This window comes from Nocardia concava NBRC 100430, assembly GCF_000308815.1.
GTDB classification, from domain to species: Bacteria; Actinomycetota; Actinomycetes; order Mycobacteriales; family Mycobacteriaceae; genus Nocardia; species Nocardia concava.
This window is the reverse complement of the sequence record NZ_BAFX01000050.1, coordinates 64,319-89,500: the sequence shown is the minus strand read 5'-3', so window position 1 is coordinate 89,500 and position 25,182 is coordinate 64,319. Positions and strand designations below refer to the sequence as shown.

The following is a 25,182-nucleotide window of genomic DNA, read 5'->3' as shown; positions in this document are numbered from 1 at the left end:
AGGTCAGGGGCGGAAGCCGCGGAAGGCGTCGAGCAGCTGTTCGCGGGCGGCCCCGGACAGGCTCTCGGGCGGGAGCTCCCCGACGGCCTGGATGGTGCGACGGAACTGTTCCAGATACGTGTCGCACCCGTCGCACAGCGAAAGGTGTTCCAGGAAGCGCTGTTCGGTGGCCTCGTCGAGCGCGCCGTCGAGGAAGGCGGTGACGAGTTCGACGAATTCATCGCAATTCATGACAACACCGCCCCCTCCGGACCGCCGAGCAGATCGGCATCGAAGAAACCCTCCAATTTGGTGCGGATCGCCGCCCGGGCCCGGTGCAGGATGACCCGCTGATTACCGGCCGAGATGTCGAGCAGCCCGCACACCTCCTCCGAGGAATACCCTTCCATATCCCGCAGCACCAGCACGATCCGGTGCCGGTCGGGCAGCTCGGCCAGGGCCCCGGCCACCACGCGCGCGAACTCGGCCCGCTCGGTGGCCGTCTCCGGCTCCGACCAGTGCTGCGGCTTCTGCCCGGCCTTCCAATGCCCCGGATACGGATCCCCGGCCGGTCGGAACCGGTCCGGATCCACACTCGGCCCCTCGTCCTCACCCAGCAGGCTCGCGAACGGCACGGTCCGGCTCTCGGCGATCCCCCGCTTCTTGGCCGTATTCACCAGAATGCGATACACCCAGGTCTTGAATGCCGACCGCCCCTCGAACCCGTCGATACCGCGAATGACCGCCAGCCACGCCTCCTGCACGACCTCCTCGGCCGAGGCATTGGTGGAAACGAAGGACCGTGCCAGCCGCAGCATCCCCGGTGACCAGGCGTCGAGCATCGACTGGAAGGCAGCCTCGTCGCGCTTGCGGAGATTCCCCACCAGGACATCGTCCGGTGGTAGAACGCCGTTGTGGCTCACGCGCTCTCCTCGCCCGCACGAATATCCTCGAACGCGACTCTAGCGCGCACGGGCGGTCTGTAACGCTCACTCACCCAGAGGACTCTGTACCCATATGACGACGAACGACGCCTACCGCCGCACCCGCGAGAGCCTGCACGCGGTGGCCGAACAACTGCTCGCGGGGCCGGAGTATCGGCGCAGCGGCACGATCCGGCTGGCGGTCGCGCCGGGCGGGTTCGCCACGGTGAAGGAACCGATTCTCGCGGTGCGCGAGGATCTGCTGCTGCTCGGAGACGCACCCGTCGGAAAATTGCACGGGGCGACCATCGCGGACCTGGCCGCGGCGGCGGGCCTCGAGCCCGGTATGCCGGACGGCGTCTATTCGGATGTCACCGGCTTCGACCCGCACGCGGAACTGTGGATCGACGCCGACCAGGCCCGAATCCTCACCCGCGCATACGAACTCGGCGACACCGCCCTGCGGACGCTGGCCCCCGATCGGACCCCGGTGCTGTGGCCCGAACACTTCGATCTCGGCATCGATGCCGACGAGGTCAACTACGGCGTCTCCCCCGGCGACTCCCTCATCCCCGAGCCCTACGCCTACGTCGGCCCGTGGACACCGCGCACCGGCGAGTTCTGGAACCAATCCTTCGGCGCCGCACGGACAATCGCCGAACTCGGCGGCCCGGAAACCCTGCTGGCCTTCTTCACCGAGGGCAGGCTGCTGGCCGCCCAGACGTCGAAATAGCCTTCCGCCTACTGGTAGCCGACAGCGCCGTCGATGCGTTCGCGGAGGAGGTCGGCGTGGCCGTCGTGGCGGGCGTATTCCTCGATCATGTGGAGGTAGATCCAGCGCAGGGAGATGTCCTTGCCGGAGCGGGGGTGGGTGACCGTGTGGTCGAGGGGAAGGTCGGCGATGGCCTTGTCGCACGCCGTGATTTCCTCGACCAGGCGGGCGTAGTCGGCTTCGGCCTGCTCGGAGACGGTGTCGTCGAAGTCGCCGTCCTCATTGGTCTCGTCGGAGTAGAGGTAGGGGATCTCCTCCCCCGCCGCCCGCATGCGGAACCAGCCGCGTTCGACCTCGGTCATGTGCCGGATGAGTCCGAGCAGGGACATGGTGGACGGTTCCACGCTGCGGGCCGCGAGCTGGGATCCGTTGAGGCCCTGGCATTTCCACAGCAGGATCTCGCGGCCGCGGGTGAGCAGGGAATGCAGGACGGCGCGCTCATCGCCGACGAGCAGCTGGGGGGTGCGGGTGATTTCCGGGGCTGTCCACGTCATAGTCGGACTGTAGCCCCGGAAACCGACTGCTACAGACCGTTGTTCAGGAAGTCGATGACCGAGCGCTCGAAGGCGTCCTTGCGTTCCACCATGACCCAGTGGCCGCAGTGGGCGAAGGTGCGCAGGTCCGCGTTGGGCAGCTGGCGGGCGGCGAAGAGCGCGCCCTCGACCGGGGTGACCCGGTCGTCACGGCCCCACAGGATGAGGACTTCCTGCTTGATTCCCTTGAGCCGCGCCCACAGTGGGACCGGCTCGGCCAGCTTCGGGTTGTAGAAGGTGGCGTAGGCGTCACGCAGCGCGGCCTGGCCCCTGGGGTCTGCGGCGGCCTTCAGGCGCTTGGCGACGAGCTCCTCGGTCAGGGTGGCCGGATTGGACACCATGGCGCGCAGGAAGCCCATGGCCTTCTCGTCGCTGGGGGCGGCGTTGAACTCCATCAGCCGCGTAATGCCCTCGGAGGGTTCGGGTCCGAGGATGTTCACGCCGACGCCGCCGGGGGCCATGAGCACCACGCGATCGATGCGGCCCGGATGCTCCAGCGCCAGCAGTGTCGCGACGGTGCCGCCCATGGAATTGCCGAGCACGTGCGCCTTTTCGATGCCGAGCTCGTCGAGCAGCCCGAGCACGGCGTCGGCGGTGATGCGCAGGTAGTTGCGCTCGTACACCTCCGGGCGCCCGCTCTCACCGAATCCCGGCTGATCCAGGATCAGGCAGCGGAAGTGCTGGGCCAGCACCGGCAGATTGTCACCGAAGTTGGCCCAGCCGGACACGCCCGCGCCGGAACCGTGCAGCAGCACCAGGACCGGGCCCTCGCCCGCCTCGTGATAGCGCAGCTTGTACCCGTCGACCGTCACCCAGCGGGTGGTGTTCTCCGCGGTCAGGGTCATCAGAGCATCCGATCCGTGACCTCGAGGCCCATGGCGCCCTTGCCGAACATGGCCAGCGCGCGCTCGATGTCATTGATGGCGTGGACGCTTCCGGCGTGCGCGTCGCGCCAGTTGCGCTCGATGGTGTTGGGCTTGCGGATGGAGTGGCCGCCGGAGTTCTTGAACAGCAGATCGATGGCCGCGAGCGCGCGTTCGGTGCCGAGCACCTGATCGCGGCGGGCGCGCAGGCGCGATTCGAACGGAATCTCCTCGCCCGCTTCGGCATAGCGCAGTTGCTCGCCGATATTGCGCTCCATCTGCAGGATGGCGGCGTCGATTTCCGAAGCGGCACGGGCGATCCGGACGTGGGCGAAGGGATCCTCCGACACCTTCTGGCCGCCGTAGGACAGGCGCACGCGCTCGCGCTGGCGCTCGATGTGCGAGTCGTAGGCGCCCTGGGCCGCGCCGATGATCGGGGCGGTGATGGTGTTGGAGAAGACGCTGCCGAACGAAATCTTGTACAGCGGCGCGGTATTCACCGCCTGGCCGGGGCCCACCAGGTTGGCCTGATCGGTGGCCGAGTAGGTGCGGTAGGCGGGCACGAACGCCTTGTCGATGACGATGTCATTGGAGCCGGTGCCCGAGAGCCCGGCCACGTTCCACACGTCCTCGATGGTGTAGTCGGTGCGCGGCACCAGGACCGTGTAGTAGTCCATGCCCTTCTCCGACGGGACCAGCGCACCCAGGAACACCCACTGGGCGTGGTCGCAGCCGGAGGAGAACGACCAGCGGCCGGACAGCTCGTAGCCGCCCTCGACCACGGTCAGCTTGCCGGTCGGGGCGTAGGAGGAGGACACCAGGGTGTCGGGGTTCTCGGCCCACACGTCCTGCTGCGCCCGATCCTCGAACAGAGCCAGCTGCCACGGGTGCGCGCCCAGCACCGAGGACACCCACGCGGTGGACGGGCACACGGTGGCGATGGTGCGGACCACCTCGTAGAAGTCGATGGGCGAGGCCTCGTCGCCGCCGAAGCGCGCGGGCTGCAGCATCCGGAACACGCCCGCCTGGGTGAGCTCGGCAATGCTGGCGTCGGGCACCCGCCGGTTCTCCTCGGCCTCCACGGCCCGTTCCGCGATAGCGGGCAGCAGATCGCGAACCCGATCGAGCACCTTGTTCGTCATGCGGGTGTTCCCTCCTCGTGCAAGAGTTTCTGCACTCGAAGCTATGGCCCGCGAGGTGTTTCGAACCGAAATAGTCCCGATCATCGGAACCACGGTTCCAGTGGGGATAAGACTGCTGGGCCCCTGCTGACGCGGGGGCCCAGCAAACTTTGGGTGGGGACTTTCTACTTGTGGGCGTACTCCCAGAGGATGTCCTCGTCGAGGGCCTTGCGGATATTGCTTTCCAGGTCCGGGTTCCAGTCCTGCGGTTGGGCCACGGCGACCCAGCCGTCGAGGACGGTGGTGCCGTACTTGTGGCCGTGTCCGGCGGGCACCGACTGGGCGTGGGCGAGGTCGGCGCTGATCTGCCAGAAGGTGACGATGGGCCACCAGCGGATGGATTTGGAGACATCGGAGCCGCGGGGTTCCTTCAGCCAATCCGGTTGGGTGAAGAGCAGATCCGGCGACCACCAGACGATGGGGTCGGAGGCGTGCTGGAGGTAGACCACGCGCGGGTCGATCCAGGGGCGGGCCGGTTTGGCGAGATCCTCGGCGGTCGCGCCGAAGCGGACCAGCAGGCCGTCGGCGTAGATGGGCAGGATCTCGGGAGTGCCGGGGTCGCGGCGCTGTTCGAGCTGGGTCCAGATGCGGTTCGAGTTGGGCGGGCCCACCCACAGCACGCCGTCGACCAGGGTGCGGATGTCATCGAGACCGGTGAACGCGCCCTCGGAGCCCTGGGAGCCGAGGCTCTCGCCGTAGACCAGCAGCTTGGGCCGGTGTTCCGGTTGCAGCGTCGCCCACTTCTCGTGCACCGCGTGGATGAGCAGCTTGCCCGCCTCGGTCGCCTTGTTGCGGTCGGACAGGAACGACAGCACGCTCGGCAGATAGGAGTACTGCGTCGCGGCGATGGCGCTGTCGCCGCCGTACATGTACTCGATGGATTCCGCGGTCTGGGTGTCCACCCAGCCGGTGCCGGTGGTAGTCACCACCACCAGCGCCTTGCGCTCCCAGGCCTTGGTCCGATCCAGTTCCGCCACCACGAGATCCGCGATGTCCTGCGGCGTCTCGGCCGACTCCAGCCCCGCGTAGACCCGAATCGGTTCCCGCGCGGGCCTTCCCGTCACCTGGGCGATGCGCTCGACGGTCGGCGCGGTCGCGACGAACCAGCGGCCCTCCGAACCGAGGGTCTCCCACTTGGCCGAAGAGGCCGGGCTGCCGGACCTTTCGGGCAGCTGCGGCTGGATGGCACTCGGCGAGGTCTTGCCATTGCGTGTGCTGAACGCCGAATTCGCGACATTGAAGAAGCCCTTCGCAAGCACGCCCTGGAACAGCAGCACCGCCAGCACGGCCACGGCCGCCACGACGACCGGGTACGCGACATTGCGCGGGATCCGCCAATCGATGTTGAGCAGCCGCACCAGGCGTCGAATCATCCACCGCACCAAGCGGTATACCGCGATGACGAGTACCACCGTCAGCCCCGCCACGACCTCGGCGCGCAGGTACCCCGAGGTGGTCGTCGGCGTCATCCCCATCAGCACTTGAAGATCGCGCTGCCAGCGGGCCGACCGCGCCAGAATGAACGCCGCGCCCACCACACACGCGATCACGATCACCGCCTTGATGATCCCGCGCGTCAATTCCGTCGGATGCCACAGCTTGGCCCACGCCCCCGCATCGGGAATCCGCGGCCACACCCACTTTTTGAACGCCCACTGCAGCACACACCCGACGCCGTACCCGATGACCGCGCTGATCCCGCTGACCAGTCCCTGGAACAGCCAGGTGCGCGGCATGAGGGAGGGCGAACACGACCACGCGAAGAAGATCGCCGCCACGATCAGACCCGGATAGCTCGGCCGCACGGCCTGCTCGGCGCGATCGGCGAAGGCCCAGAAGCGTGACGCCAGTGACTGTTCCGACCCGCCACTGCCAGCCTTCGCCGCAGTGTCGGTGTCCCCGCTCTCCGAGCGAACAGCAGCCGCACCGCTATCCAACTCGCCGGTATCGACCAGGTCAGCGTCCCGTTCGCCGCGCTCCTCCGCAGTCATACCCCCGAGTCTTCCCCGCCCACCCCCCATCCCCCACCAAGACACGCGGATCCCGCCGAGCGGCACATCCTGGAGGCAAATAACAGGCATCGCCGACAAATCCCCTCCGGGATGTGCCGCTCGACGATCGGGGGGCCGACGCCGCCGGACGCCGGGGGCTCAGGCCGGGGTCGGGGCGGCGTGGCTATCCGAGATCCGACCCACGGGGTGGGCGGGCGGCGGACCTGCAGGGAGTCCGCCGGTGGAAGCGATCGCTGCGTCGATCGCTTCCACCGAAAACCCTAGGCCGCAACACTTCCGAAGAGAAACAGCTATTCCCCAGCCATTCCACAACTCCCGCTTGTCAATCACCGAGCGGCACACCAGCGCGGCAGATTGCGGCAAATCCCCTCGCTGATGTGCCACTCGGCCCCGGGGGTCAGGGGAGGAGGAGGCGACCCGCCAGCAGCCCAACGCCGTAGTGGTCGGGGCTGCAGGGATGTCGGCGCAGGGGTCGGTCGCGCCGACGACGCAGCTCAGGCGTGGCGGGCGGCGGCGGTGCCGGCGCGGCGGCCGAAGAAGGTGCCGTCGCCGAGGGAGGTGCCGGAGATGTAGCCGAAGCCGTGGAGGCCGTTGGCGGCTCGGCCGGCGGCGAAGAGGCCGGGGATGCGGCGGCCGTTGAGGTCGAGGACGTGGGCGTCGAGGTCGGTGTGGAGGCCGCCGAGGGTGAAGACCGAGGCGCCGGTGCCGCGGCGGTCGCCGGATTCGGAGGGCGGGCGGATTCCGGCCTTCACGTCGATGGCGGCCAGGGGTGGGGTGAGGGGACGCAGCCAGCGGGTGGACTTGTGATGGTCGAGATCCTCACCGCGCGTGGCATTTTCGTTGTAGCGGGCGAGGGTGGCGACCAGTGAGCCCGCAGGGAGGCCGGTGAGAGCCTCGAGTTCCTCGGCGGTCTCGGCGACGTGGGTGGGCTGGACGCCCCAGCGCTGGGGTTCGGGGACGTCCTCGAAACCCTCCTCGTCGACGATGACCCAGACCGCGGTGCCGTCGCCCGCCCAGCTGCCGCCCATGTTCTGGCGGTAGAGCGCGTGCTGGCCGATGCGGCCGGGATAGGTGTCCTCGTTGATGAAGCGGCGGCCCAGGGCATTCACGACCATGCCGCGCGCGGCCAGCCCGGGGATGAGGGACATGCCGACCTGGCCCGCGGACATGTGCCGCACGGCCGCGCCCAGGGCCTGGGCCATGCGGATGCCGGAGCCGTCGTCGGTGCCCGCGCTGACCTTGGTGTGGCCCAGCAGTTCCGGCGCGTGGGCGGTAAGCATGTCGTCGTTGTCGACGAAGCCGCCGGTGGTGAGCACGAGGCCGCGGCGGGCGCGGATGGTGAGCTCCTGCCCGTAGCGGCGGGCCACGGCTCCGACGACGGCACCGTCGTCGACGATGAGCGTGCTCACGTAGGTGTCGAAAAGGGCGGTGGCACCGGCGGATTCGGCGGCGGAGGACAGGCATTCCATCAGCAGCTTGCCGCCGAAGTCATTGGCGGTGGGCCGATGCCCACGCGGAGCCGGGGCCGCCAATTCGGTGAAGGGCCAACTGTTCTCGCCCAGCCACATCAACCCGTCGTCGGTGGGCGGCACCCAGGTCGGGGCATCCCACATGCTCGGCTTGAACGGCACGCCCCGGTCCACGAGCCAGTGGAAGTGCTCGACGCTGCCCGCGCAGTACTCGTCGATCTTCGCCGCGTCCGCGCCGGCGCCGAGGGCCGCCTTCAGGAAGGCCGCCATAGCCTCGGGGGTGTCGTCGTAGCCGCAGGCCAGCTGGATCGGGGTGCCGCCGCCGAGGTAGATCTCGCCGCCCGACATGGCCGACGCGCCGCCGGGCCCGCCGGAGCGGTCCACCACCAGCACCTGCGCCCCGGCATAGGCCGCCTCGAAGGCCGCCGACGCGCCCGCCGCGCCGTAGCCGACGACCAGCACATCGGTCTCGATGTCGTACCGAGCCACCTCCGCGGCCGCCCGCGGGCTGACCGAATTCCGCACTGTCATGGTTCGACGGTGCCCGCTGGTAGGGCACTTACTTAGCGGTACATCTTGCTGACCGATTCGCAGATCCCGTTGACCGGGACTGTGACCCGTCGCGTGACTGCGCAGTGTGGATGGTGTGTGAACGGCGTCACTGTGGTTGGGGACGCCTGCACGAGGAGGAGAGTCAATGCGGATTCTGGTCACCGGGGTCACCGAGCCGAGCGGCCGGGCCGTGGCGCGCATGCTGCTGGCGGCGGGTCACGAGGTGGTCGGGCTGGACCGGCAGCGCCACCGCTACGTGGACCCGCGGGTCGAGGTGATCGTCGGCGATCTGGCCGATGCGGGGACCTGCGCGCGGGCCGTCGCCGGGACCGATGCCGTCCTGCATCTGGCGGGCACCACCGTGGCTGCGATCGCAGCGGCCGCCAAGGATTCCGGTGCGCGCCTCGTGGTTCCCGTTGTGGCGGGCGCGGATTCGAGTGTCGAGAAGGCGATCACCGGATCCGGCGCGGACACTCTGCTCGTGCGTACCGCCCTGGTGGCCGGACGCCGCATGGACAAGGGCAGCTGGCGCGCCCTGGAGAGTCTCACCGGCGGCAAGGGCAGCATTCAGGTGCTGCACTACGACGACTTCGAACGCTTCCTGGTGCAGGCCGCGCTCTCGCAGCGCGGCGGTGTGGTCGAGCTGGCCGCGCCGGGCGATGTGTCCGCGGCGGAGGTCAAGCGGGTCTTCGCCGACGCGGGCGTGAAATACAGTGCGTGGCTGCCGAAGTCGTCGGCCTCGCAGACCCGCGTGGACTCGGCCACCGCCCGTGAGGAGTGGGGTTTCCGCTGCGGCTGGACCGCCACCGAGGTGATCGCCGATGTGGCGCGCGGCTTGCACGGACGCAAGAGCGGCGGCTCGGGCATCAAGGACCGCCGCGGCGCCATCCCGCTGCCCACCCACGTGGTCCCGCAGAACGCCCCGACCTCCGACGGCTACCAGCTGACTTCCGCTGCGCCCGAAGGCCTTCAGGGCGAGTTCGACGATCTGGTCGACGACCGCATCCCGGTCTACACCGCCACCAATACCTCCGAGGCGCTGCCCGGCCCGCTCACCCCGCTGACCATCGACCTGCAGGCCGGCGCCATCCGGCTGGGCAACGAGGCCATGGGCAATATGATCGCCATCGAGGGAATCGCGTTGGAGCACTGGGTTTCCCGGGTGACCAGCGTGCTCGGCCACAATATGTACATCAACGCCTCCATCGGCGTCTTCTCCGCGCAGAACATGCCCGGCTGGGACGAGGAGAGCGTGCGCCGCGACGTCTACGGCACCATCGGCGATGTCGAACTGCACCCCAAGGGCCGACCGGCCATGCCGACCGGAATGGCCGCGCGCGCAGGCACTTTCAAGGCCATGGGCCGGGTCGCCGCCACCGCCATGAAGTACAGCAAAACCGCCGAGCACATCAATGCCGCCTCGCACGCGGAAGCGCTGACCCGCGACCAGATCGCGGAGCTGACCGACGAGCAGCTGCACGCCCGCGCCCTGCTCTGGCGCGACCGCCTCAACCAGGCGTGGCAGGCGGCCTCCATCGGCGTCATGATGACCGGCGCCGCCACCGCCGCCCACAAGGGCGAGGTCAAGATCGACCTGAACCGGCTGGAGTCGGCCAAGACCATGCTGGCCGTGGAGCGGCTGGCGGCATTGTGCCGCAAGGACGCCGGGCTGCAAGAGGTCGCCAAGACCGGTGATGTGGGCGCGGCGCGGGAGAAGTCGCCGGAGTTCGCTCAGGCCCTCGATCAGGAGCTGGCCAAGATCGGCCACCGCGGTCCGGGCGAGTGCGAGCTCATCAACGCCACCTTCGGCGACCGCCCCGAACTGCTGGTCACCGCCGCCGGGCGGGCCGCGGAAATGCCCGCGCCGCACCGGGAACCGGTGCCCGAGCCGACCAGCCGCACCGCCAAGATGGCCGTCGGCGCGACCGTCTACCGTGAGCGCGCCCGCGACGCCGTCGTGCGCGTCACCAACTGCCTGCGCCTGGCCACCCAGGAGCGCGCCGCGCGCCTGGTGCAGGCGGGCAAGCTCACCGAGATCGAGGACTCGGCCTTCCTCAACCTGGACGAAATCCTCTGGGCTCCCGCCGATCTGAAGGAGCGCGTGGCTCGCCGCCGCGCCGAGCGCGCCAAGTTCCAGGCCGTGCGCATGCCCGATGTGGTGAACGGACCGTGGGAGCCGGAGGAGATCTCCGGCGCGATCGCGGTGGGCGACACCATTTCCGGGCTCGGCGTGAGCCCGGGCGTGGTGGAGGGCACCGTCAAGCGCGTCATGACCCTCGACGACGATATCGAGCCCGGCGACATCCTGGTCGCCGCCGTGACCGACACCGGCCATACCGCCATGTTCGCCTACGCGGGCGCGGTGGTCACCGATATCGGCGGCGCGGCCTCGCACGCGGCGATCGTGGCCCGCGAATTCGGCGTCCCCTGCGTCGTCGACACCAAGACCGCCTCCGACGCGCTGAAGGACGGCCAGCGGGTCCGCGTCGACGGCGCGGCCGGAACCATCACCCTGCTCGCCGACGTCGACTGAGCGTCCGGCGACTGCTCCCCGTCATTTCCCCGTCATTCCGGCGTGCTTTTGGCCGGAATCCACCCTGCCGCTGTGGATCCCGGCCAAGAAGCGCGCCGGGATGACGAGGCAAGCCCCGTCGGAATGACGGGCCGCAAGCCCGGATCGACGTACCCCTCCAGGTCGATCCGTATCGAAAGGAAAACCCTCAGTGACGATCTCGCGCGCCGTACGCGGCACCCTCACCGGTGTAGCCGCCACGCTCATCGCCCTCACCCCGATCGCCGTCACCCCGGCTCTGGCCGCGCCGGTGCCGGTGCTGCAGTCGCCCAAGGGTGTGTCGCTGAATCTGCCGTCGGCGCCGAATGCCCGTGACCTGAGCGGGATTCCGACCAAGGGCGGCGCCGGGAAGGTCAAGGAGGGTTCGGTGTTCCGCACCGACGCCCTCAACAAGCTGAGCGACGCCGAGCAGCAGCAGCTGGTGTCGGCGGGTATCGCCGAGATCATCGACTTCCGTTCCCCGACCGAGCGCGGCGCGAACCCGGACAAGGTGCCGGCCTCGATCCCGGTGAAGTCGCTGCCGGTCTACGACCCGAGCAATGACTTCTACCTGTTCGTCGCCAAGGCCATTCAGGGCGGCCCGGCCGTGCAGCAGCAGCTGCTGGGCGACGGCAAGGCCAAGCAGTTCATGGTCGACTACTACAAGTGGCTGGTCACCGATGCCACCGCGCGCTCGCAGTTCAGCGCGGCGCTGAAGGAGATCGCGAACGCCAACGGCCCGGTGCTGTTCCACTGCACCGCCGGCAAGGACCGCACGGGCTGGATGTCGGCCATCCTGCTCAGCGCCCTGGGCGCGCCGAAGGGCCAGATCTACAACAACTATCTGGAATCCAACGACAACCTGGCCGCGTCCAACCAGGCGACCCTGGACGGTCTGGTCGCCAAGGGCCTGGTCACCGATCCCTCGCTGTTCACCCCGATCCTCGGGGTGGACGCCGCCTTCCTGGACTCCTCCTTCGACGCCGTCGCGGCGACCTACGGCTCCTTCGACAACTTCCTGTCGCAGGGTCTGGGCATCGACGACGCGACCGTCGCCACGCTGAAGTCGAAGCTGGTCGGCAAGTAAGACCTCCGCAGCGCAGCCGAGCTCGCGTGTGGGAGCCGGGTTCGGCGAAACGGTCCGGGGCAGCCTGCCCCGGACCGCGTTGTCTCGAAAGGAAAATCGCGTGAAAACCTCACGTGCCATGCGCGGCACGCTCACCGGTGTGGCCGCCGCGCTCATCGCCGCCGTACCCATCACCGTGACCCCGGCGGCGCTGGCCGCCCCGGCGGTCTCGATCGTGCACCAGGCTCCGGTCGGCGCGGACTTCAAGCTCGCCGCCGCGCCCAACGCGCGCGATATCGGCGGCACCCTCGCGCTGAACGGAAAGATCAAGTCGGGCCTGGTCTTCCGCGCCGATGCGCTCAACCGCCTCACCGACGGCGATCGGCAAACGCTGGTGTCGGCGGGCATCACCAAGATCATCGACTTCCGCAGCCCGACCGAGCGTGCCGCCAATCCCGACGCGCTGCCGGCCTCGATTCCCGCCGAATCGCTGCCGGTCTACGACCCGAACAACGACTTCTACCTGTTCTTCGCCAAGGCCGTGCAGGGCGGGCCGACCGTGCAGCAGGAGATGCTGGGTGACGGCAAGGCCGCGCAGTACATGCGCGACTACTACAAGTGGATGGTCACCGATCCGACCGCCCGCAACCAGTTCGCCACGGCGCTGAAGGAGATCGCGAGCGCCAATGGCGCGGTGATGTACCACTGCACCGCGGGCAAGGACCGCACCGGCTGGATGACCGCGATCCTGATGCAGATCCTCGGCACCCCCGAGAACGCGATCTACGACAACTTCCTGGCCTCCAACGACCGCCTGGCGGCCGGCAACAAGGCCACCCTGGACGCGCTGGTCGCCCAGGGCCTGGTCACCGACCGTTCGCTGTTCGAGCCGGTGCTCGGCGTGCAGCGTGACTACCTGGCCTCGGCGATCATCCAGGCGGTGTCGTCGTTCGGTTCGCTGGACCGGTTCGTGTCCGAGGGTCTGGGCATCGACGACGCGACCGCGGGTGCGCTGCGCACCAAGCTGATCGAGAAGGGTGGCCTGTCCACCGGTTCGTTCGGCGGTTAACCGCGGGCTCCCGCCCGAGGAGGCCGGGGCCTTGTACCACGAATGCCGACGTCGCGAACGGGACGACGTCGGCATTCGTTTGTCCGCGTCATGTCCGCTTGTCCCCCGTTATGTGCGTGCGAAAATTCGCATGGTGCACGAGATTTGGGAACTGGACGGTCGGCGCACCCGCTCGGTGAGTGCGGAGAACCCCACCGGCGAGCCCGGCGGGGGCGGCCGGGCCATTTCCGGGACAGGCGCATTCGCGGCGGCGGGGCTGGGACGCGGCTGGAAGGTGTCGCCGTCGATCGACCTGCCACCGGGGGAAACCGCCACGCTCGCCGATGTTTCCGGGCCCGGCGTGATCCGGCATCTGTGGCTCACCACCGATCGCGGGCTGCTGCGCGACTTCACGCTCCAGATGTATTGGGACGACGCCGCGGAACCGGCCGTCGCGGTGCCGCTGGGCGACTTCTTCTGCAACGGCTGGGAGGAGCTGGCGCTGATCAACTCCGCCATGGTGGTGGTCGCGCCCGCCGGAGGTCTGAACAGCTACTGGCCCATGCCCTTCCACCATCGCGCGCTGATCACCCTGCACAACGGGTCCGAGCGCACCGCGCCCGTCTACTACCAGATCACCTATCTGGAGGAGGAGTTACCGGGCGCCGCCGGGTATCTCCACGCCCGGTGGCGCTGCAGCGATCCGCTGGGCAGTCCGGCCGAGCATCCCATCGTCGAAATCGAGGGCGGGCCGGGCCGGTACGCGGGGACATATCTGGCCGTGCAGCCGCGCGCGGCGGGCTGGTGGGGTGAGGGCGAGCTGAAGTTCTATCTCGACGATGACGCCGAATTCCCGACGGTGTGCGGCACCGGTACCGAGGATTATTTCGGCGGGGCCTGGAATTTCGATCTCGAGGGCTCTTATCGCCCCTACTCATCCCCCTATCTGGGCATGCCGCAGGTGTTGCCGCCGCATCGAATCTACGAACCGCACCAGCGATTCGGCATGTACCGCTGGCACATTCCCGACCCCATCTGTTTCGACCACGGGCTACGCGCGACCGTACAGGCGCTGGGCTGGCGCGAGGACGGGCACTACCTCCCGCTCGACCAGGCGCACGTGGCCTCGACCGCCTTCTGGTACCAGGCACTCCCGTGATCGACTCCCGACACATTCCCGTGACCCCGGACGCATTCCCGTCATTCCGGCGTGCTGTTGGCCGGAATCCAGGTGGATTCCGGCCAAAAACATGCCGGAATGACGGGAATGCATTGCTATTGCGTAAAACGCGTCGAACGCGTGGCGCGCGGGTGCATGGTTATTGCTATGCGCGCCTTGGTGTTCGAGAAGCCCGGACAGTTCTCGGTCGAATCTGTTCCGGATCCCACACCCGGCGCGGGTGAAGTGGTGATCCGAGTGGACGCGGTCGGCATATGCGGTACGGATATCCATATCGTCGAGGGTGAATTCCCGCCAACGCCCTATCCGATCGTGCCGGGGCACGAATTCGCCGGGGAAGTCGTTGCCTTGGGCGCGGCGGTGCCGACCTCGAGAAGGGCCGGGGTGCGGGTGGGCGATCGGGTGGCGGTGGATCCCTCGCTGTTCTGCGGGCGCTGCCACTACTGCGCCATCGGGCGCGGCAATCTGTGCGAGAACTGGGGCGCCATCGGCGACACCGTGGACGGCGCCATGGCCGAGTACGTGAAAGTGCCCGCCGCCAACTGTTATCGACTACCCGGGCACGTGCCGCCCGCGCACGGCGCACTGGTGGAACCGCTCTCGTGCGCGGTGCACGGATTCGATGTGCTGCCACGGCAACTCGGGTCGCACTATCTGATCTACGGGGCGGGCACCATGGGGCTGCTCATGCTGCAGCTGGCGATCGCGGCGGGTGCGGCGTCGGTGTCCATGGTGGACACCAATGCCGATCGGCTGGCCATCGCGCGCACGCTGGGCGCGGACGCGGCCACCATCTCGGCCGACCAGATGGACCGGCCGGAGGGCTGGGAGATCGTGATCGATTGCAGCGGAACGGTGGCCGCGATCGAGGACGGGCTGTCCCGGGTCCGGCGCGGGGGCACCTATCAGCAGTTCGGCGTCGCCCCGGCGGCGGCGCGCGCGAGCATCTCACCGTTCCGCATCTACAACGACGAGATCAAGATCGTGGGGTCGATGGCCGTGCTGCACAGCTTCGGCCGGGCCGTGGACCTGGTGGGTGAGGGCGTGATCGACGCCGACACCGTGATCACCCACGATTTCGCCCTCGACGAATTCGCCGATGCCCTGCGGACTTTCCGCGCGGGCACCGGACGCAAGATCCAGCTGCATCCCGGACGACGGGCGGCACGATAGACAGGTAGGGGCCAATGACGGTCGTTGCCGGAGTGGATTCGTCCACACAGTCCTGCAAGATCGTGGTGTGCGACGCCGATACCGGAACGGTATTGCGGCACCGCCAGATTCCACACCACGACGGGACGGAAGTGCCGCCGGACATGTGGTGGGAGGCCCTGCGCGCGGCATGCGACCGCATGATGCGCGATGTGGAGGCCATCGCGGTGGCCGGGCAGCAGCACGGGCTGGTGGTGCTGGACGCCTCCGGGCATCCGGTGCGGGACGCGCTGCTGTGGAACGACACTCGGTCGGCGGAGGCGGCCTCGCAGCTGGTGCGCGAGCTCGGCGGGCCGCAGGCGTGGGCGGACGCGGTGGGGAGTGTGCCGCTGGCGGCGCATACGGTGGCGAAGCTGCGATGGTTCGCGGATCACGAACCCGAGTTGGCCGACCGAACAGTCCGCGTGTTGTTGCCGCACGATTATCTGACTTGGCAACTGCGCGGCGGGGATCCGGCCACCGAACCCACCACCGATCGCGGTGACGCGTCGGGCACCGGGTACTGGTCGCCCGCCGACGGGACCTATCGGCCCGATCTTTTGTCGATGGCCTTCCGCGGCCGCAGTCCGGCGCTGCCCCGGGTGCTCGCGCCCGCCGAGATCGCGGGACACACTCCCGGCGGCCGATTAGTGGCGGCGGGCACCGGTGACAATGCCGCCGCCGCATTGGGTTTGGGGATCGAGGACGGCGATGTGGTGGTCTCGCTGGGCACCAGCGGCACCGTCTTCACCCGCGCCACGCAACCCAGCGCCGACCCCTCCGGCGCGGTCAACGGTTTCGCCGACGCCACCGGAGCGTTCCTACCGCTGGTATGCACGCTAAACGCCGCCCGCGTCCTGGACGCCACCGCCGTCCTGCTCGGCACCGATGTGTCGGGCCTGGAGGTCCTCGCGGCCCAATCCCCCGCCGGCGCCGACGGTCTCATCCTGCTGCCCTATCTCACCGGCGAGCGCACCCCGAATCTCCCGCACGCCACCGGCAGTCTGCACGGGCTGCGGCCGCACACCATGCGCCCGCATCATCTGGCGCGCGCGGCCATCGAGGGCATGCTGTGCAATATCGCCGACGGGCTGGACCGGCTGCCGACGGTCCCGCATCGAATCCTGTTGATCGGCGGGGCTTCCCGCTCGCGGCTGATCGCGCACGCGGCCGCCACCATCTTCGGCCGCACCGTCACCGTCCCGAATCCGAGCGAATACGTGGCGTTAGGCGCGGCCCGCCAAGCCGCTTGGGCTCTGCGCGGCGGCCCCCGCCCACCGCGCTGGCCCACACCCGCCGGGACCGAATTCCATTCGCTCGCCGCGGGAATCGGCGCGGCCATCCGCCAGCGCTACGCGGAGGTCAGGGACACCTACTACCCCTAACCGGCCTTCCCATAGACAACCGGCCCATCCGACAGATAGTCATCCCACGTCTTGTGCCGAGTGATGTAGTTACGGATGGCATCCCGGGCGATCTCCTGTTTCGATCGCCCTTCCATCGCCGCCTGCGCACTCAGCGCAGCTTCTTCGTCCTCGCTGAGCCGCAAAGTCCATGCCACCGGGAAGTCATACCACCTCGAGGTGTCCACAAGCGACACAACTCTGAAATATGACGCTTTCACAGTGTGCCGCCCGTGGACGCGGGTGGTTATTTACGCCAGAGGAAGTGGTGGGTTACGCCGCTGGGGCTGGGGATTTGTTCGAGGTGGAAGCGGTCGGTGAGTTCTTCGGGGGTGGTCCACAAGCGCTCGCCCTGACCGAAGGCGACCGGGGCTACCGCGACGTGAAGGGTGTCGATGAGGTCGGCTTCGAGGAAGGCGCGGATGGTGGCCACGCCACCGCCGATGCGGACATCCTTGCCGTCGGCGGCTTCGAGGGCCTGGGCCAGGGCTTCCTTCGGGGAGGCATTCAGGAAGTGGAATGTGGTGCGGCCGCGCGTGATCGAGGGGCGCACGTGATGGGTCAAAACGAATACCGGTGTGCCGAACGGGGGTTCGTCACCCCACCAGCCCTCCCAGTCGTAGTTCTCCCACGGACCGCGCTGAGGGCCGAATTTATTGCGGCCCATGATCTCCGCGCCGATATTGCGATGCCATTCGCGGGTGCAGTAGTCGTCGAAGCCCCAGCTGCCGCCGGGTTCGGTGCGAGTGGGGGCGTGGGCCGTCGCGCCCGACCAGGCGAACAAAGCGGTCGGATCCCCGTCGCCGAAGGGGCGTTCGAGGCTCTGATTCTTCCCGGCCCCGTATCCGTCGCTGGAGATATTGAAGTTGTGAACTCGCACCATCTGCGTCATCGACACTCCTTCTGGTTGCAACATGCAATCAGTTTCGAAGCTACCTAGACTGATCTTGTGCTGCAACCAGTTGTCACCGACAAGCTGCCGGTGCCGCGCGGCAAGTCGGGCTGCCCGATCAACATGACGGTCGAACTACTCGGCGACCGCTGGAGCCTGATCGTGCTGCGCGACATCATGTTCGGCGGCTGGACCCACTTCCGCGAACTACTCGCCGGATCCATGGAGGGCATAGCCTCCAACATCCTCTCCGCCCGCCTGTCCAAACTCGTCGAGGCCGGCCTGCTCACCCGCGACGACGACCCCAGCCACCGCCAAAAGGTCGAATACCACCTCACCGAGGCAGCGATCCAGCTCGTCCCGGTCCTGGCCCAACTCGGCGCCTGGGGCGCACGCTGGCTCGACACCACCCCCGAACTGACCATCCGCGCCGAACTCCTAGCCGCAGGCGGCCCCCCAATGTGGGACCGTTTCATGGCCGAACTCCGCAACACCCACCTACACCGCAAACCCTCCCCCACCGACGGCGTCCTCGCCGACCTCACCGCCGCCTACGAAGCCGCCGCGGCTCGGTCCGACGCCAGTCGCCCCTGAGCCGCTGCGCAGCAGCACGCTGACCGCCCCAACCCAACGCCACACCCATACCATCCGCAGTTACCGCGCCCCGCGCGGTTCAACACAGCCGCAGCGCTGGTGAACGCACTGCACTGCCGGTCCCCGGAAACCGGCCTCATCCCGCACTTTCCGCCGCCGTACGATGTCAAAAGGCCAATTCCGCTGCAATAGTGCGAGATTAGCCCGGATGATCTTGCTGCAAGCTGCTCATACCAACATCCGCTCCTGCCGCTGACGCGCTGACCGAACCGGCCAGCGGGTCGCAGCGGAAGATCAAGTGGCGGTGTCGGCCCGCAGTCGGCAGAACGTCCTGCATTGCCGATTCCAGTGTTGGTCGACATTGTGCTATTCGGTCGTTGATGGGTTGGCGCGTGATCGATCGCGGCAGGCGTCCGATGGCAATTGTCCGACTCGCCGCAGCGAACTCGGCGATGGCGATGGCGGATAAGTGCAGGCTGCAATATGGATTAGCATCCGCCTGTGATCCGTCAGCAGAATGCGTCGAGGGGTCTGGTGCGAGGGGCGACAGGCATTGTCCTGGCAGGGTTGTTGGCTGTCGGCGGGTGTTCATCCCGACCCCAGGGTGCGGATTCGCGCCTGTCTACCGCGGAGGCGGCCGCTGTCGCGGACACCGTGACGAGCACTCGGTGCGCGAAGCTGCTGTCGTCGTTCGCGGCAGCGCAATTGGGGTCTGCCCAATTGGCGGCGCATCCGGATCCTTCGCGCACCGTGCCCGTGTACGTGATCGCTCCCGCGTTCTTCGCGGGTGATGACGCGGTCGACCATCTCGGGCGATTCTCGTATTTCGCGGTCCCGGTTCGTTTCGACGACCGCGATGCCCTCGACACCCTGGAGATCACCGTAGGCCCGGATGGATCGCAGGTCCCCGACGCGGTTGCTTCGGGCAATCAGGAGGGCGAGATGGCGACTCACCTCGGCCCCGGGGACCGGCTGCTGCTGGATCATCACACCAACACCTGGTTCGCCTGGACCGCGACCGGAGCGCAGGCGATCGCATCACAACTGCGGCGCGATCTGATCGGTAAGCCGTTGAACCCCACCCAATTACGAGCAGCGCTCGCCGGCTGACGACCTTTGCTCCACCGACTACGGAAGGAACGCCCTTGATCATGACCAAAGCGTTCTGTGTGGCTGCCGTTGTGGCGTTCTCGGCGGCGAGTGTCGCAGCGACAGCGGCACAACCCCCCGCACCCGTACCGCCATCGCAGCCCGTCGGCCATCGCCCACAGGGCGTGATGCCGACATTCGGCATTCCAGAGCCGTCGGAAGCAGGCTCGGAAATCCCGGGTGCGAAGACGCTGCCCTTCGGACAGCAAGTACAGCAGCGGGACGAATGGTGCTGGGCCGCGACCGGGGCATCGATCGAGGCATTTCTCGGAAAACCCATCAGCCAGAACGGTTTCTGCCTGGCCGCGCACGATATGTTCCCGGTCGGCGAGTGCCCGAACCACCCGGCCAACCTGGCGATGGTGGCGCACGGATACGCCCAGACCGGATTCAGCGCTCAGATCTCGCGAGCGTTCACCCAGCTGTCCAGCGTGCAACAACAGATCGACGCCAACCAGCCGATCGAGACGAACATCCAATGGACCGACGGCAACGGCGGCCACAACCACGTGATCTTCGGCTACGACACCGAAGCACAAACCATCACCTACGGCGATCCGTGGCCGACCAACGAGCGATACGTCACCCGATCATTCTCCAGCTACCAACACAACCCCGAATTTGACTGGTTCGGCCAGGTTTACAACATCAAAAGGACCTCCCTCACCGAAACCGGTTCCTACGGATAGCATCTCAGCCTCACCCATCACACCAGCGGCACTCGCTCCAGTGAGCCAGAGTGCGCACTAATAGCCGCTGATCGCTCGATTCAGGACGCCCGTGGACCCGCCCGCAAACGTTCGCTTCTGCCGATGTCAGGTCGGTTTCGACCGGTTGTTCAGGTCAGCGCGCATGCGATCCGGTAGGGCTCTATGACGCGCGGTGAACCGGATCCGGCCTACTCCAACACTATTCAGCAGGTATTGCCAGAACCGGCAGAAGTTTCGCGACAAATGTTGGCTGAGGCCGGATGCCTACCGGTGCACTCATCTGGCACCCCCTTTCGCTGCAACAAATGGCCGTAGTCGCCTATCCTGCATCTGTGACACGGGACCCTGTCGAGTCCATGCGCGTAAGCATCGCCGCAGAGTTCGCAGCTCATACGTTTACGTTCGGCTGGATCGAGGCCGAGTGGGCTTGGAACCCTTGCGCGGGCTGTAGGTCCGTCAGAATCATCGCGATTCTCAACCACTTTCGGCACGAGATCGGCGAGGTCGACCACGACGGCCGGGAGCCCTTGAAAGAAGTGTCCCAGCTGGCGAACCAACTCGGCCTCGAGATCGCATCCCAGCATGGCTTGCGGTTTCGGCCAGCACCAGACGAGCCGCCGATCCCTGAACAGCCGATCCGTGAAGAACTGCCAGATTATGGGTGGACCGATCCCTACGCCGAATGAGTACCAAGTATTGCGTTGCCGATTCGACCCGAGGTCGATGACTTTGCTCAGACCTACCCGCGTGTGCTGTGCGAGCACGCCACCGACTTCTTGTGCACACACGCAACCCAACGCTGGCCGAGCGGCGCGGAGAGGCCGACGGTCGGATGGTCCGCCGATATCCGCACATGCCGCATTGAGCGCGGTTCGAACCAGGGTGGGGTGGCCACAGAATGATCACTGGGCCGAGGGCATCTCGGCCTGCCGAATGCACTGACGGGCCGACGGGGTGGGCGGGGCGGGGCGATTGTGTGCGCTCCGTGTGGGGTGGGGCGGTCAGGGTGCCTGGCCGATTTGGTGGAGGAAGGAGAGGTTGTCTTCGATGTGCCAGTCTTCGCTGATGAGGGTGCGGTCGGGGGCGATGTGTTGTAGGTCGATGGCGTTGAATTCGACTGGTTGGCCGGTGCCCTGGGCGCCGTTGTAGGTGCCGGTGAAATGGCCTCGGAAGATCAGTCGGGCGGTGAGGGTGTCGCCGGTGACGTAGAGGTCGGACAGTTCGCAGGTGAGGTCGGGGACGGCGGCGCGGAAGTTCTTCGATGCTGCGGCGGGGCCGTCGGGGCCTTGGGGGCGGCCGGGCGGGAGGGTGTTGTCGCGGAAGGAGGGGGCGATCGCGCGGTCGAGGTAGTCGGTGTTGCCGGTGTTCCAGAACGTGTACAGGATCTGCGCCAGATGGACTTCACGAGCAGCCTGGTCGGGGCTCAAGCCGCCGTCGATGTGCACGGCCTGCGGGACGACCAGGTCGCCGGAGCGATCCACGGGATCGGTGGGGTGGTCGGTCTGAGTCGAGCAGCCCGCGAGTATCAATGCGGCACAGGCGAAGAGAGCTGTTCGGACGCTCATGCCGGTCGCGCGCCTCGTCTTGTCTTGCAGTGTTGTCATGCCTGCTTCAGCGTCGCATCGGCAACCGATAATCCCTTCGCGATCTGAATATTATCGATCGATGCCATAGGGATCGCGAATACCAGAACGCTGGGCGATCCGGCTTCGGTCACTCGGTGATCAGGCGACCCGTCTGGCTGGACGGCGGTTTGGTAGGGCGTGGGTCTCGCGTTCGATGCGGGTGCGGATCGCCTCGACGGAATAGCGATCGCGACGGTGACGGGCCGGCGACGGGGGCGGGGCCAGCGACGCTTGGAGATGGGGAAGGGCGACGCGGGTCATGATGGCCAGAAGGGCTGTGATCAGGCAGATTTCGAGGTACATGGGCGGCCTTCGGGAAGGGTGGCGAGGTAGTCGCGGGCGGTGATGCGACGGGGACAGGGTGGAGTGCAGGTGGCGTGGAGGGATTGGATGCCTTCGGCCCGCTGGCGGGTGAGCGGGACTATGCGGGGGTTGCGGCAGTGGTCGTCGATCCAGGCGGGGGCGGTCATCACGAGTTCGCCTCGGTCTCCGGTTTGTGGGTGACGAGGGCGCGCAGGGTGGCGCGGGCGCGCTCGCGCACCTGGCAGGTGGTCCGGTCGCAGTAGCGGTGGAGGTGCCAGGCGAGGTTGGCGTCGTCGCTGGTCAGTGGGCCGGGATCGGCCTGGCAATCAAGCAGATTCATGACAACCTTCTCGATCGTGGCGGGTGGGGTGCGCCCGGGAGGGTGTCGGAGTGGGGCCTCCGGCCGGGCGCACTTCAATTGGACGCATCGACGCCGGAACAAGACCCCGAACCGGGGACTCCGATCCGGATTCGCCGAATCACCTGCACGACCACCGGATTCGGTGGGACGCTTACACCGAAGCGGTGATGAGAACTGTCCGAAGTGGGTGCGGGTGACCACTCGAAACGGAGGACGCGGTCATGACTGAGGGTGGGGTCGGTTCGACGGTGCCGTTGCGGCAGCTCGGACGGCTGATGCTGGAGTGGCGAAACCGCTCCGGACTGAGCCAGGCGCACGCGGCCGAGTTGCTCGAAATGGGCGCAACGAGCCTGGCGCGCATTGAGAAGGCCGAGATCACGCGGGTCAGAACCGGTGTGATCAAGGAAGCGTGCGGGATCTACGGTGTGCCTGCCGATATCGCCGAGGGCATGGTGCGGCTCGCACAGCAGGCCAAGGTCAAGAACTGGTGGCACTCGTACGCGGATCTCATGCCCCGAAGCCTCGATGTCTACGTCGGGCTGGAAGCCGCAGCCAACGGTTGCGTCACCTACCAGCCTGAGCTGATCCCCGGTCTGCTTCAAACCGAAGCCTACGATCGCGCTCTGCTCAGCAAACGGTGGCCCGATGATCCTGCGGACGAACGCGATCGGCGCGTACAGATCAAACAGCATCGACAGCTGACGATCACGCGCAAGCATCAGCCACTGGACCTCGATGTCGTCATCGGGCAAGCCGCGCTGCACCGTCTCGTGGGCGGACCCAAGGTGATGGCAGCACAACTACGGCATCTCGCGGACTTCTCGACGCGGGACAACATCGCTCTCCGCATCCTGCCGTCCCACGCCGGCTTCCCGGACGGAATATCGCTGCCGCCCTACGTAATTCTGGACTTCGGCACACCGCCTCGCGGCGAGCCCACCGAGCCGCCCGTCGTCTACCTCGAGGGCATAGTGGGCAGTATGTACCTCGAGGATCCCGATGATGTGCGGTTCTTCCACTCCGCGCACCACGCCCTCCGTCGGGAAGCCCTGGACGAGACAGCTTCGCGAATTCTATTGAGACGGATAGCAAGGGAGTACGCACCGTGAACGTGCAGCCAACCGATATGCGATGGTTCAAGAGCAGCTACAGCCAAGCAGGCGGGGAATGCGTCGAGGTGGCATTCCTCGACGGCGGGGTTGTCGGGGTTCGGGATTCGAAGGATGCTGGCGGGCCCGCGCTGATGTTCGCGCCTTCAGCATGGGACGCGTTCACCAGCCGGGTGCGGAACGGCGACTTCGAATAGCTGGCGGGCCGACTGCAAATCGCCTCCGGGGCAACGTTTTCACTGCGAGGCGGCGCGGTGTTGTTCGCGGGCCAGGAAGTGGGCGGTGGACTTCGTGGAGTCGTAGAGGGCTCGGTAGTGGCGGTAGTAGGGGTCGTAGTGGGCGGTGCGCAGGAGGTCGGGGTCGACGGTGGCGATGATCGGGTTCCATCCCGAGGTGTCGATGCCTAGTGCCTCGGCGGCGAGGAGGGCGTCGCCCAGGGCCGCGCCGACCGTGTCGGCCGGAAGTTGTTGGGGCAGACCGGTGATGTCGGAGACTATGCGGGTCCAGAGGCCGCCCTTGGTACCGCCGCCGACGGCGACCAGGCGGGTGGCGGGGGCTCCGGCGGCGGACATGGCCTCGAGGTTGTGGCGGACGCCGTAGCCGATGCCTTCGAGGATGGCGCGGTAGAGGTCGGCGCGTTCATGGGTGAGGGTGAGGCCGGCGATGATGCCGCGGGCGTCGGGGTCGAACAGCGGGGTGCGTTCGCCGGCGAAGTAGGGCAGGACGAGCAGGCCGCGGCTGCCGGGCGGCACGTGGGCGGCCTCGTCGAGCAGGTCGATGAAGTCGCTGCCGGTGAGGCCGCGCAGCCAGTCGGTGACCGCGCCGGAGGTGGCCATGCCGGCGGCGGAAGTGTATGTGCCGGGCCAGGTTCCGCAGGTGGTCCACAGGCCGGGCTGGGGGTTGGGGGCGGTGAGCACCTGGGTGAGGAACATGGTGGTGCCGTACATGATCATGCAGTCGCCAGGGGCGCGGACGCCGACTCCGGCGGCCTCGGCCCAGGCGTCGATGGTGCCGGTGGTGACGGGTAGTCCGGCGGGCAGGCCGGTGGCGGCCGCAGCGGCGGGGGTGACGTGGCCGACTATCTCTGTGGGCCAGGACAATTCGGGGAGGCGCAGGCCGGGGGCGACGGATTCGGCCCAGTCGAGGGCCCAGTCGCGGGCCAGCAGGTCGTACATGGGGACGCACTGGCTGGCCGACTGGTGGTCGAGGACGTAGCGGCCGGTGAGGCGGTGGACCAGGAAAGAGCTGGCCATCAACAGCATTCGGGTGGACCGCCAGACCTGTGGCTCATGTCGGATGAGCCAGCGTAGCTTCGGGCCGACGGCTTGGCTGGTGAGCGGCGAGCCGCAACGCTCCAGGACGGTGAGGGGACCCAATTCCGCGTTCAGTTCGTCGATTTGGACGCCCGCGCGGGTATCGACGCCGTAGAGGATGGCGGGGCGCAGCGGGGTGCCGTCGGCGTCGGCGGGCAGCAGGCACGGGCCGATGCCGCTGACCGCGAGGGCGTCGATGGGATCGCCGTCGGCGGCGGCGACGAGTTCGCGGGCGATGGCCAGGAAATCGGCCCACCACACCTTCTCCGCGTCGTGCTCCACCCAACCGGGTCGCGGGGTCGAAACCCGGTGCGGGCGTTCGGCTCTCATGGCGACCATGCCCTCGTGGTCGACCAGGACGCCCTTGGATCCCGAGGTGCCGATATCGATGCCTAATAGCATG

General features: G+C 67.7%; 25 protein-coding genes. 13 read left to right on the top strand and 12 right to left on the bottom strand.

Annotation, left to right across the window (positions count from 1 at the left end):
• Positions 1 to 3 precede the first annotated feature (3 nt).
• Together ON43_RS10625 and ON43_RS10620 are read right to left on the bottom strand one after the other, a co-directional pair.
• Positions 4 to 231, bottom strand: a complete 228-nt coding sequence (locus ON43_RS10625) for an anti-sigma factor family protein (RefSeq protein WP_040806284.1) — start codon at positions 229 to 231, stop codon at positions 4 to 6.
• On the bottom strand, positions 228 to 902 hold the full coding sequence (locus ON43_RS10620) for an RNA polymerase sigma factor (RefSeq protein ID WP_040806281.1): 675 nt from the start codon (positions 900 to 902) through the stop codon (positions 228 to 230). Before ON43_RS10620 ends, ON43_RS10625 begins: the two co-directional genes overlap by 4 nt.
• Positions 903 to 996: 94 nt before the next feature.
• Here ON43_RS10620 and ON43_RS10615 point away from each other — a divergent pair, with 94 nt between their 5' ends.
• On the top strand, positions 997 to 1,635 hold the full coding sequence (locus tag ON43_RS10615; protein WP_040806279.1) for a hypothetical protein: 639 nt from the start codon (positions 997 to 999) through the stop codon (positions 1,633 to 1,635).
• An 8-nt stretch (positions 1,636 to 1,643) separates the two neighbouring features.
• Here ON43_RS10615 and ON43_RS10610 read toward each other — a convergent pair whose 3' ends face one another.
• The 5 genes from ON43_RS10610 to ON43_RS10590 form a co-directional block, all read right to left on the bottom strand.
• A complete protein-coding gene (locus ON43_RS10610) occupies positions 1,644 to 2,168 on the bottom strand; it encodes a DinB family protein (RefSeq protein WP_040806276.1) in 525 nt (174 codons plus the stop codon).
• Between the two features lie 29 nt (positions 2,169 to 2,197).
• On the bottom strand, positions 2,198 to 3,052 hold the full coding sequence (locus ON43_RS10605) for an alpha/beta fold hydrolase (RefSeq protein ID WP_051178250.1): 855 nt from the start codon (positions 3,050 to 3,052) through the stop codon (positions 2,198 to 2,200).
• A complete protein-coding gene (gene hsaA / locus ON43_RS10600; protein WP_040806274.1) occupies positions 3,052 to 4,212 on the bottom strand; it encodes a 3-hydroxy-9,10-secoandrosta-1,3,5(10)-triene-9,17-dione monooxygenase oxygenase subunit in 1,161 nt (386 codons plus the stop codon). The genes ON43_RS10605 and hsaA overlap by 1 nt, the downstream gene beginning before the upstream one ends.
• Positions 4,213 to 4,376: 164 nt before the next feature.
• Positions 4,377 to 6,242 carry an alpha/beta hydrolase gene (locus ON43_RS10595; RefSeq protein WP_083913303.1) on the bottom strand — a complete coding sequence of 622 codons (1,866 nt, stop codon included), beginning with the start codon at positions 6,240 to 6,242 and terminating at the stop codon, positions 4,377 to 4,379.
• Between the two features lie 515 nt (positions 6,243 to 6,757).
• Positions 6,758 to 8,263, bottom strand: coding sequence for an FAD-dependent oxidoreductase (locus tag ON43_RS10590; protein WP_040806272.1), 1,506 nt, complete (start codon positions 8,261 to 8,263; stop codon positions 6,758 to 6,760).
• 166 nt (positions 8,264 to 8,429) lie between these two features.
• On the opposite strand from ON43_RS10590, the gene ON43_RS46750 reads away from it, so the two are divergent.
• The 6 genes from ON43_RS46750 (at position 8,430) to xylB (ending at position 16,705) form a co-directional block, all read left to right on the top strand.
• Positions 8,430 to 10,817 carry a PEP-utilizing enzyme gene (locus ON43_RS46750; RefSeq protein ID WP_040806270.1) on the top strand — a complete coding sequence of 796 codons (2,388 nt, stop codon included), beginning with the start codon at positions 8,430 to 8,432 and terminating at the stop codon, positions 10,815 to 10,817.
• Between the two features lie 190 nt (positions 10,818 to 11,007).
• Entirely contained in the window at positions 11,008 to 11,922 is a 915-nt protein-coding gene (locus ON43_RS10580) for a tyrosine-protein phosphatase (protein WP_051178249.1), read from the top strand.
• 100 nt (positions 11,923 to 12,022) lie between these two features.
• The gene (locus tag ON43_RS10575; RefSeq protein ID WP_157513989.1) at positions 12,023 to 12,970 is read left to right on the top strand and encodes a tyrosine-protein phosphatase; all 948 of its coding nucleotides are present in this window, start codon (positions 12,023 to 12,025) and stop codon (positions 12,968 to 12,970) included.
• A 133-nt stretch (positions 12,971 to 13,103) separates the two neighbouring features.
• Entirely contained in the window at positions 13,104 to 14,108 is a 1,005-nt protein-coding gene (locus tag ON43_RS10570; RefSeq protein ID WP_040806386.1) for a glycoside hydrolase family 172 protein, read from the top strand.
• Positions 14,109 to 14,276: 168 nt separating this feature from the next.
• Positions 14,277 to 15,302, top strand: a complete 1,026-nt coding sequence (locus tag ON43_RS10565) for a zinc-dependent alcohol dehydrogenase family protein (RefSeq protein ID WP_040806268.1) — start codon at positions 14,277 to 14,279, stop codon at positions 15,300 to 15,302.
• Positions 15,303 to 15,316: 14 nt separating this feature from the next.
• Positions 15,317 to 16,705, top strand: coding sequence for a xylulokinase (xylB, locus tag ON43_RS10560; protein ID WP_040806267.1), 1,389 nt, complete (start codon positions 15,317 to 15,319; stop codon positions 16,703 to 16,705).
• Here xylB and ON43_RS10555 read toward each other — a convergent pair.
• A complete protein-coding gene (locus tag ON43_RS10555; RefSeq protein WP_157513988.1) occupies positions 16,702 to 16,881 on the bottom strand; it encodes a ribbon-helix-helix protein, CopG family in 180 nt (59 codons plus the stop codon). The genes xylB and ON43_RS10555 overlap by 4 nt on opposite strands.
• 89 nt (positions 16,882 to 16,970) lie before the next feature.
• Positions 16,971 to 17,615, bottom strand: coding sequence for a dihydrofolate reductase family protein (locus ON43_RS10550; protein ID WP_040806264.1), 645 nt, complete (start codon positions 17,613 to 17,615; stop codon positions 16,971 to 16,973).
• A 57-nt stretch (positions 17,616 to 17,672) separates the two neighbouring features.
• Between ON43_RS10550 and ON43_RS10545 the strand changes: the two genes are divergently transcribed.
• From ON43_RS10545 to ON43_RS10530, 4 genes are all read left to right on the top strand, one after another.
• On the top strand, positions 17,673 to 18,209 hold the full coding sequence (locus ON43_RS10545) for a winged helix-turn-helix transcriptional regulator (RefSeq protein ID WP_245568535.1): 537 nt from the start codon (positions 17,673 to 17,675) through the stop codon (positions 18,207 to 18,209).
• Between the two features lie 654 nt (positions 18,210 to 18,863).
• The gene (locus ON43_RS10540) at positions 18,864 to 19,319 is read left to right on the top strand and encodes a hypothetical protein (protein ID WP_157513987.1); all 456 of its coding nucleotides are present in this window, start codon (positions 18,864 to 18,866) and stop codon (positions 19,317 to 19,319) included.
• 41 nt (positions 19,320 to 19,360) lie between these two features.
• Positions 19,361 to 20,047: a papain-like cysteine protease family protein gene (locus ON43_RS10535; protein WP_083913300.1), complete on the top strand. Its 687-nt coding sequence runs from the start codon at positions 19,361 to 19,363 to the stop codon at positions 20,045 to 20,047.
• A gap of 377 nt (positions 20,048 to 20,424) precedes the next feature.
• Positions 20,425 to 20,754 (top strand): hypothetical protein, encoded by a 330-nt coding sequence (locus tag ON43_RS10530; RefSeq protein ID WP_157513986.1) that lies wholly within the window; start codon positions 20,425 to 20,427, stop codon positions 20,752 to 20,754.
• 315 nt (positions 20,755 to 21,069) lie between these two features.
• Here the strand turns inward: ON43_RS10530 and ON43_RS10525 are convergent, their stop codons facing one another.
• Together ON43_RS10525 and ON43_RS45515 are read right to left on the bottom strand one after the other, a co-directional pair.
• Positions 21,070 to 21,672, bottom strand: a complete 603-nt coding sequence (locus tag ON43_RS10525; protein ID WP_245568534.1) for an ester cyclase — start codon at positions 21,670 to 21,672, stop codon at positions 21,070 to 21,072.
• Between the two features lie 490 nt (positions 21,673 to 22,162).
• Positions 22,163 to 22,336, bottom strand: coding sequence for a hypothetical protein (locus ON43_RS45515; protein WP_167333426.1), 174 nt, complete (start codon positions 22,334 to 22,336; stop codon positions 22,163 to 22,165).
• A gap of 269 nt (positions 22,337 to 22,605) precedes the next feature.
• Here ON43_RS45515 and ON43_RS10520 point away from each other — a divergent pair, with 269 nt between their 5' ends.
• Together ON43_RS10520 and ON43_RS10515 are read left to right on the top strand one after the other, a co-directional pair.
• Positions 22,606 to 23,466, top strand: a complete 861-nt coding sequence (locus ON43_RS10520; RefSeq protein WP_245568533.1) for a helix-turn-helix domain-containing protein — start codon at positions 22,606 to 22,608, stop codon at positions 23,464 to 23,466.
• On the top strand, positions 23,463 to 23,663 hold the full coding sequence (locus tag ON43_RS10515; protein ID WP_373283429.1) for a DUF397 domain-containing protein: 201 nt from the start codon (positions 23,463 to 23,465) through the stop codon (positions 23,661 to 23,663). Before ON43_RS10520 ends, ON43_RS10515 begins: the two co-directional genes overlap by 4 nt.
• Positions 23,664 to 23,702: 39 nt before the next feature.
• Here the strand turns inward: ON43_RS10515 and ON43_RS10510 are convergent, their stop codons facing one another.
• The gene (locus ON43_RS10510) at positions 23,703 to 25,181 is read right to left on the bottom strand and encodes an FGGY-family carbohydrate kinase (RefSeq protein WP_040806258.1); all 1,479 of its coding nucleotides are present in this window, start codon (positions 25,179 to 25,181) and stop codon (positions 23,703 to 23,705) included.
• Between the last annotated feature and the right edge of the window lies 1 nt (position 25,182).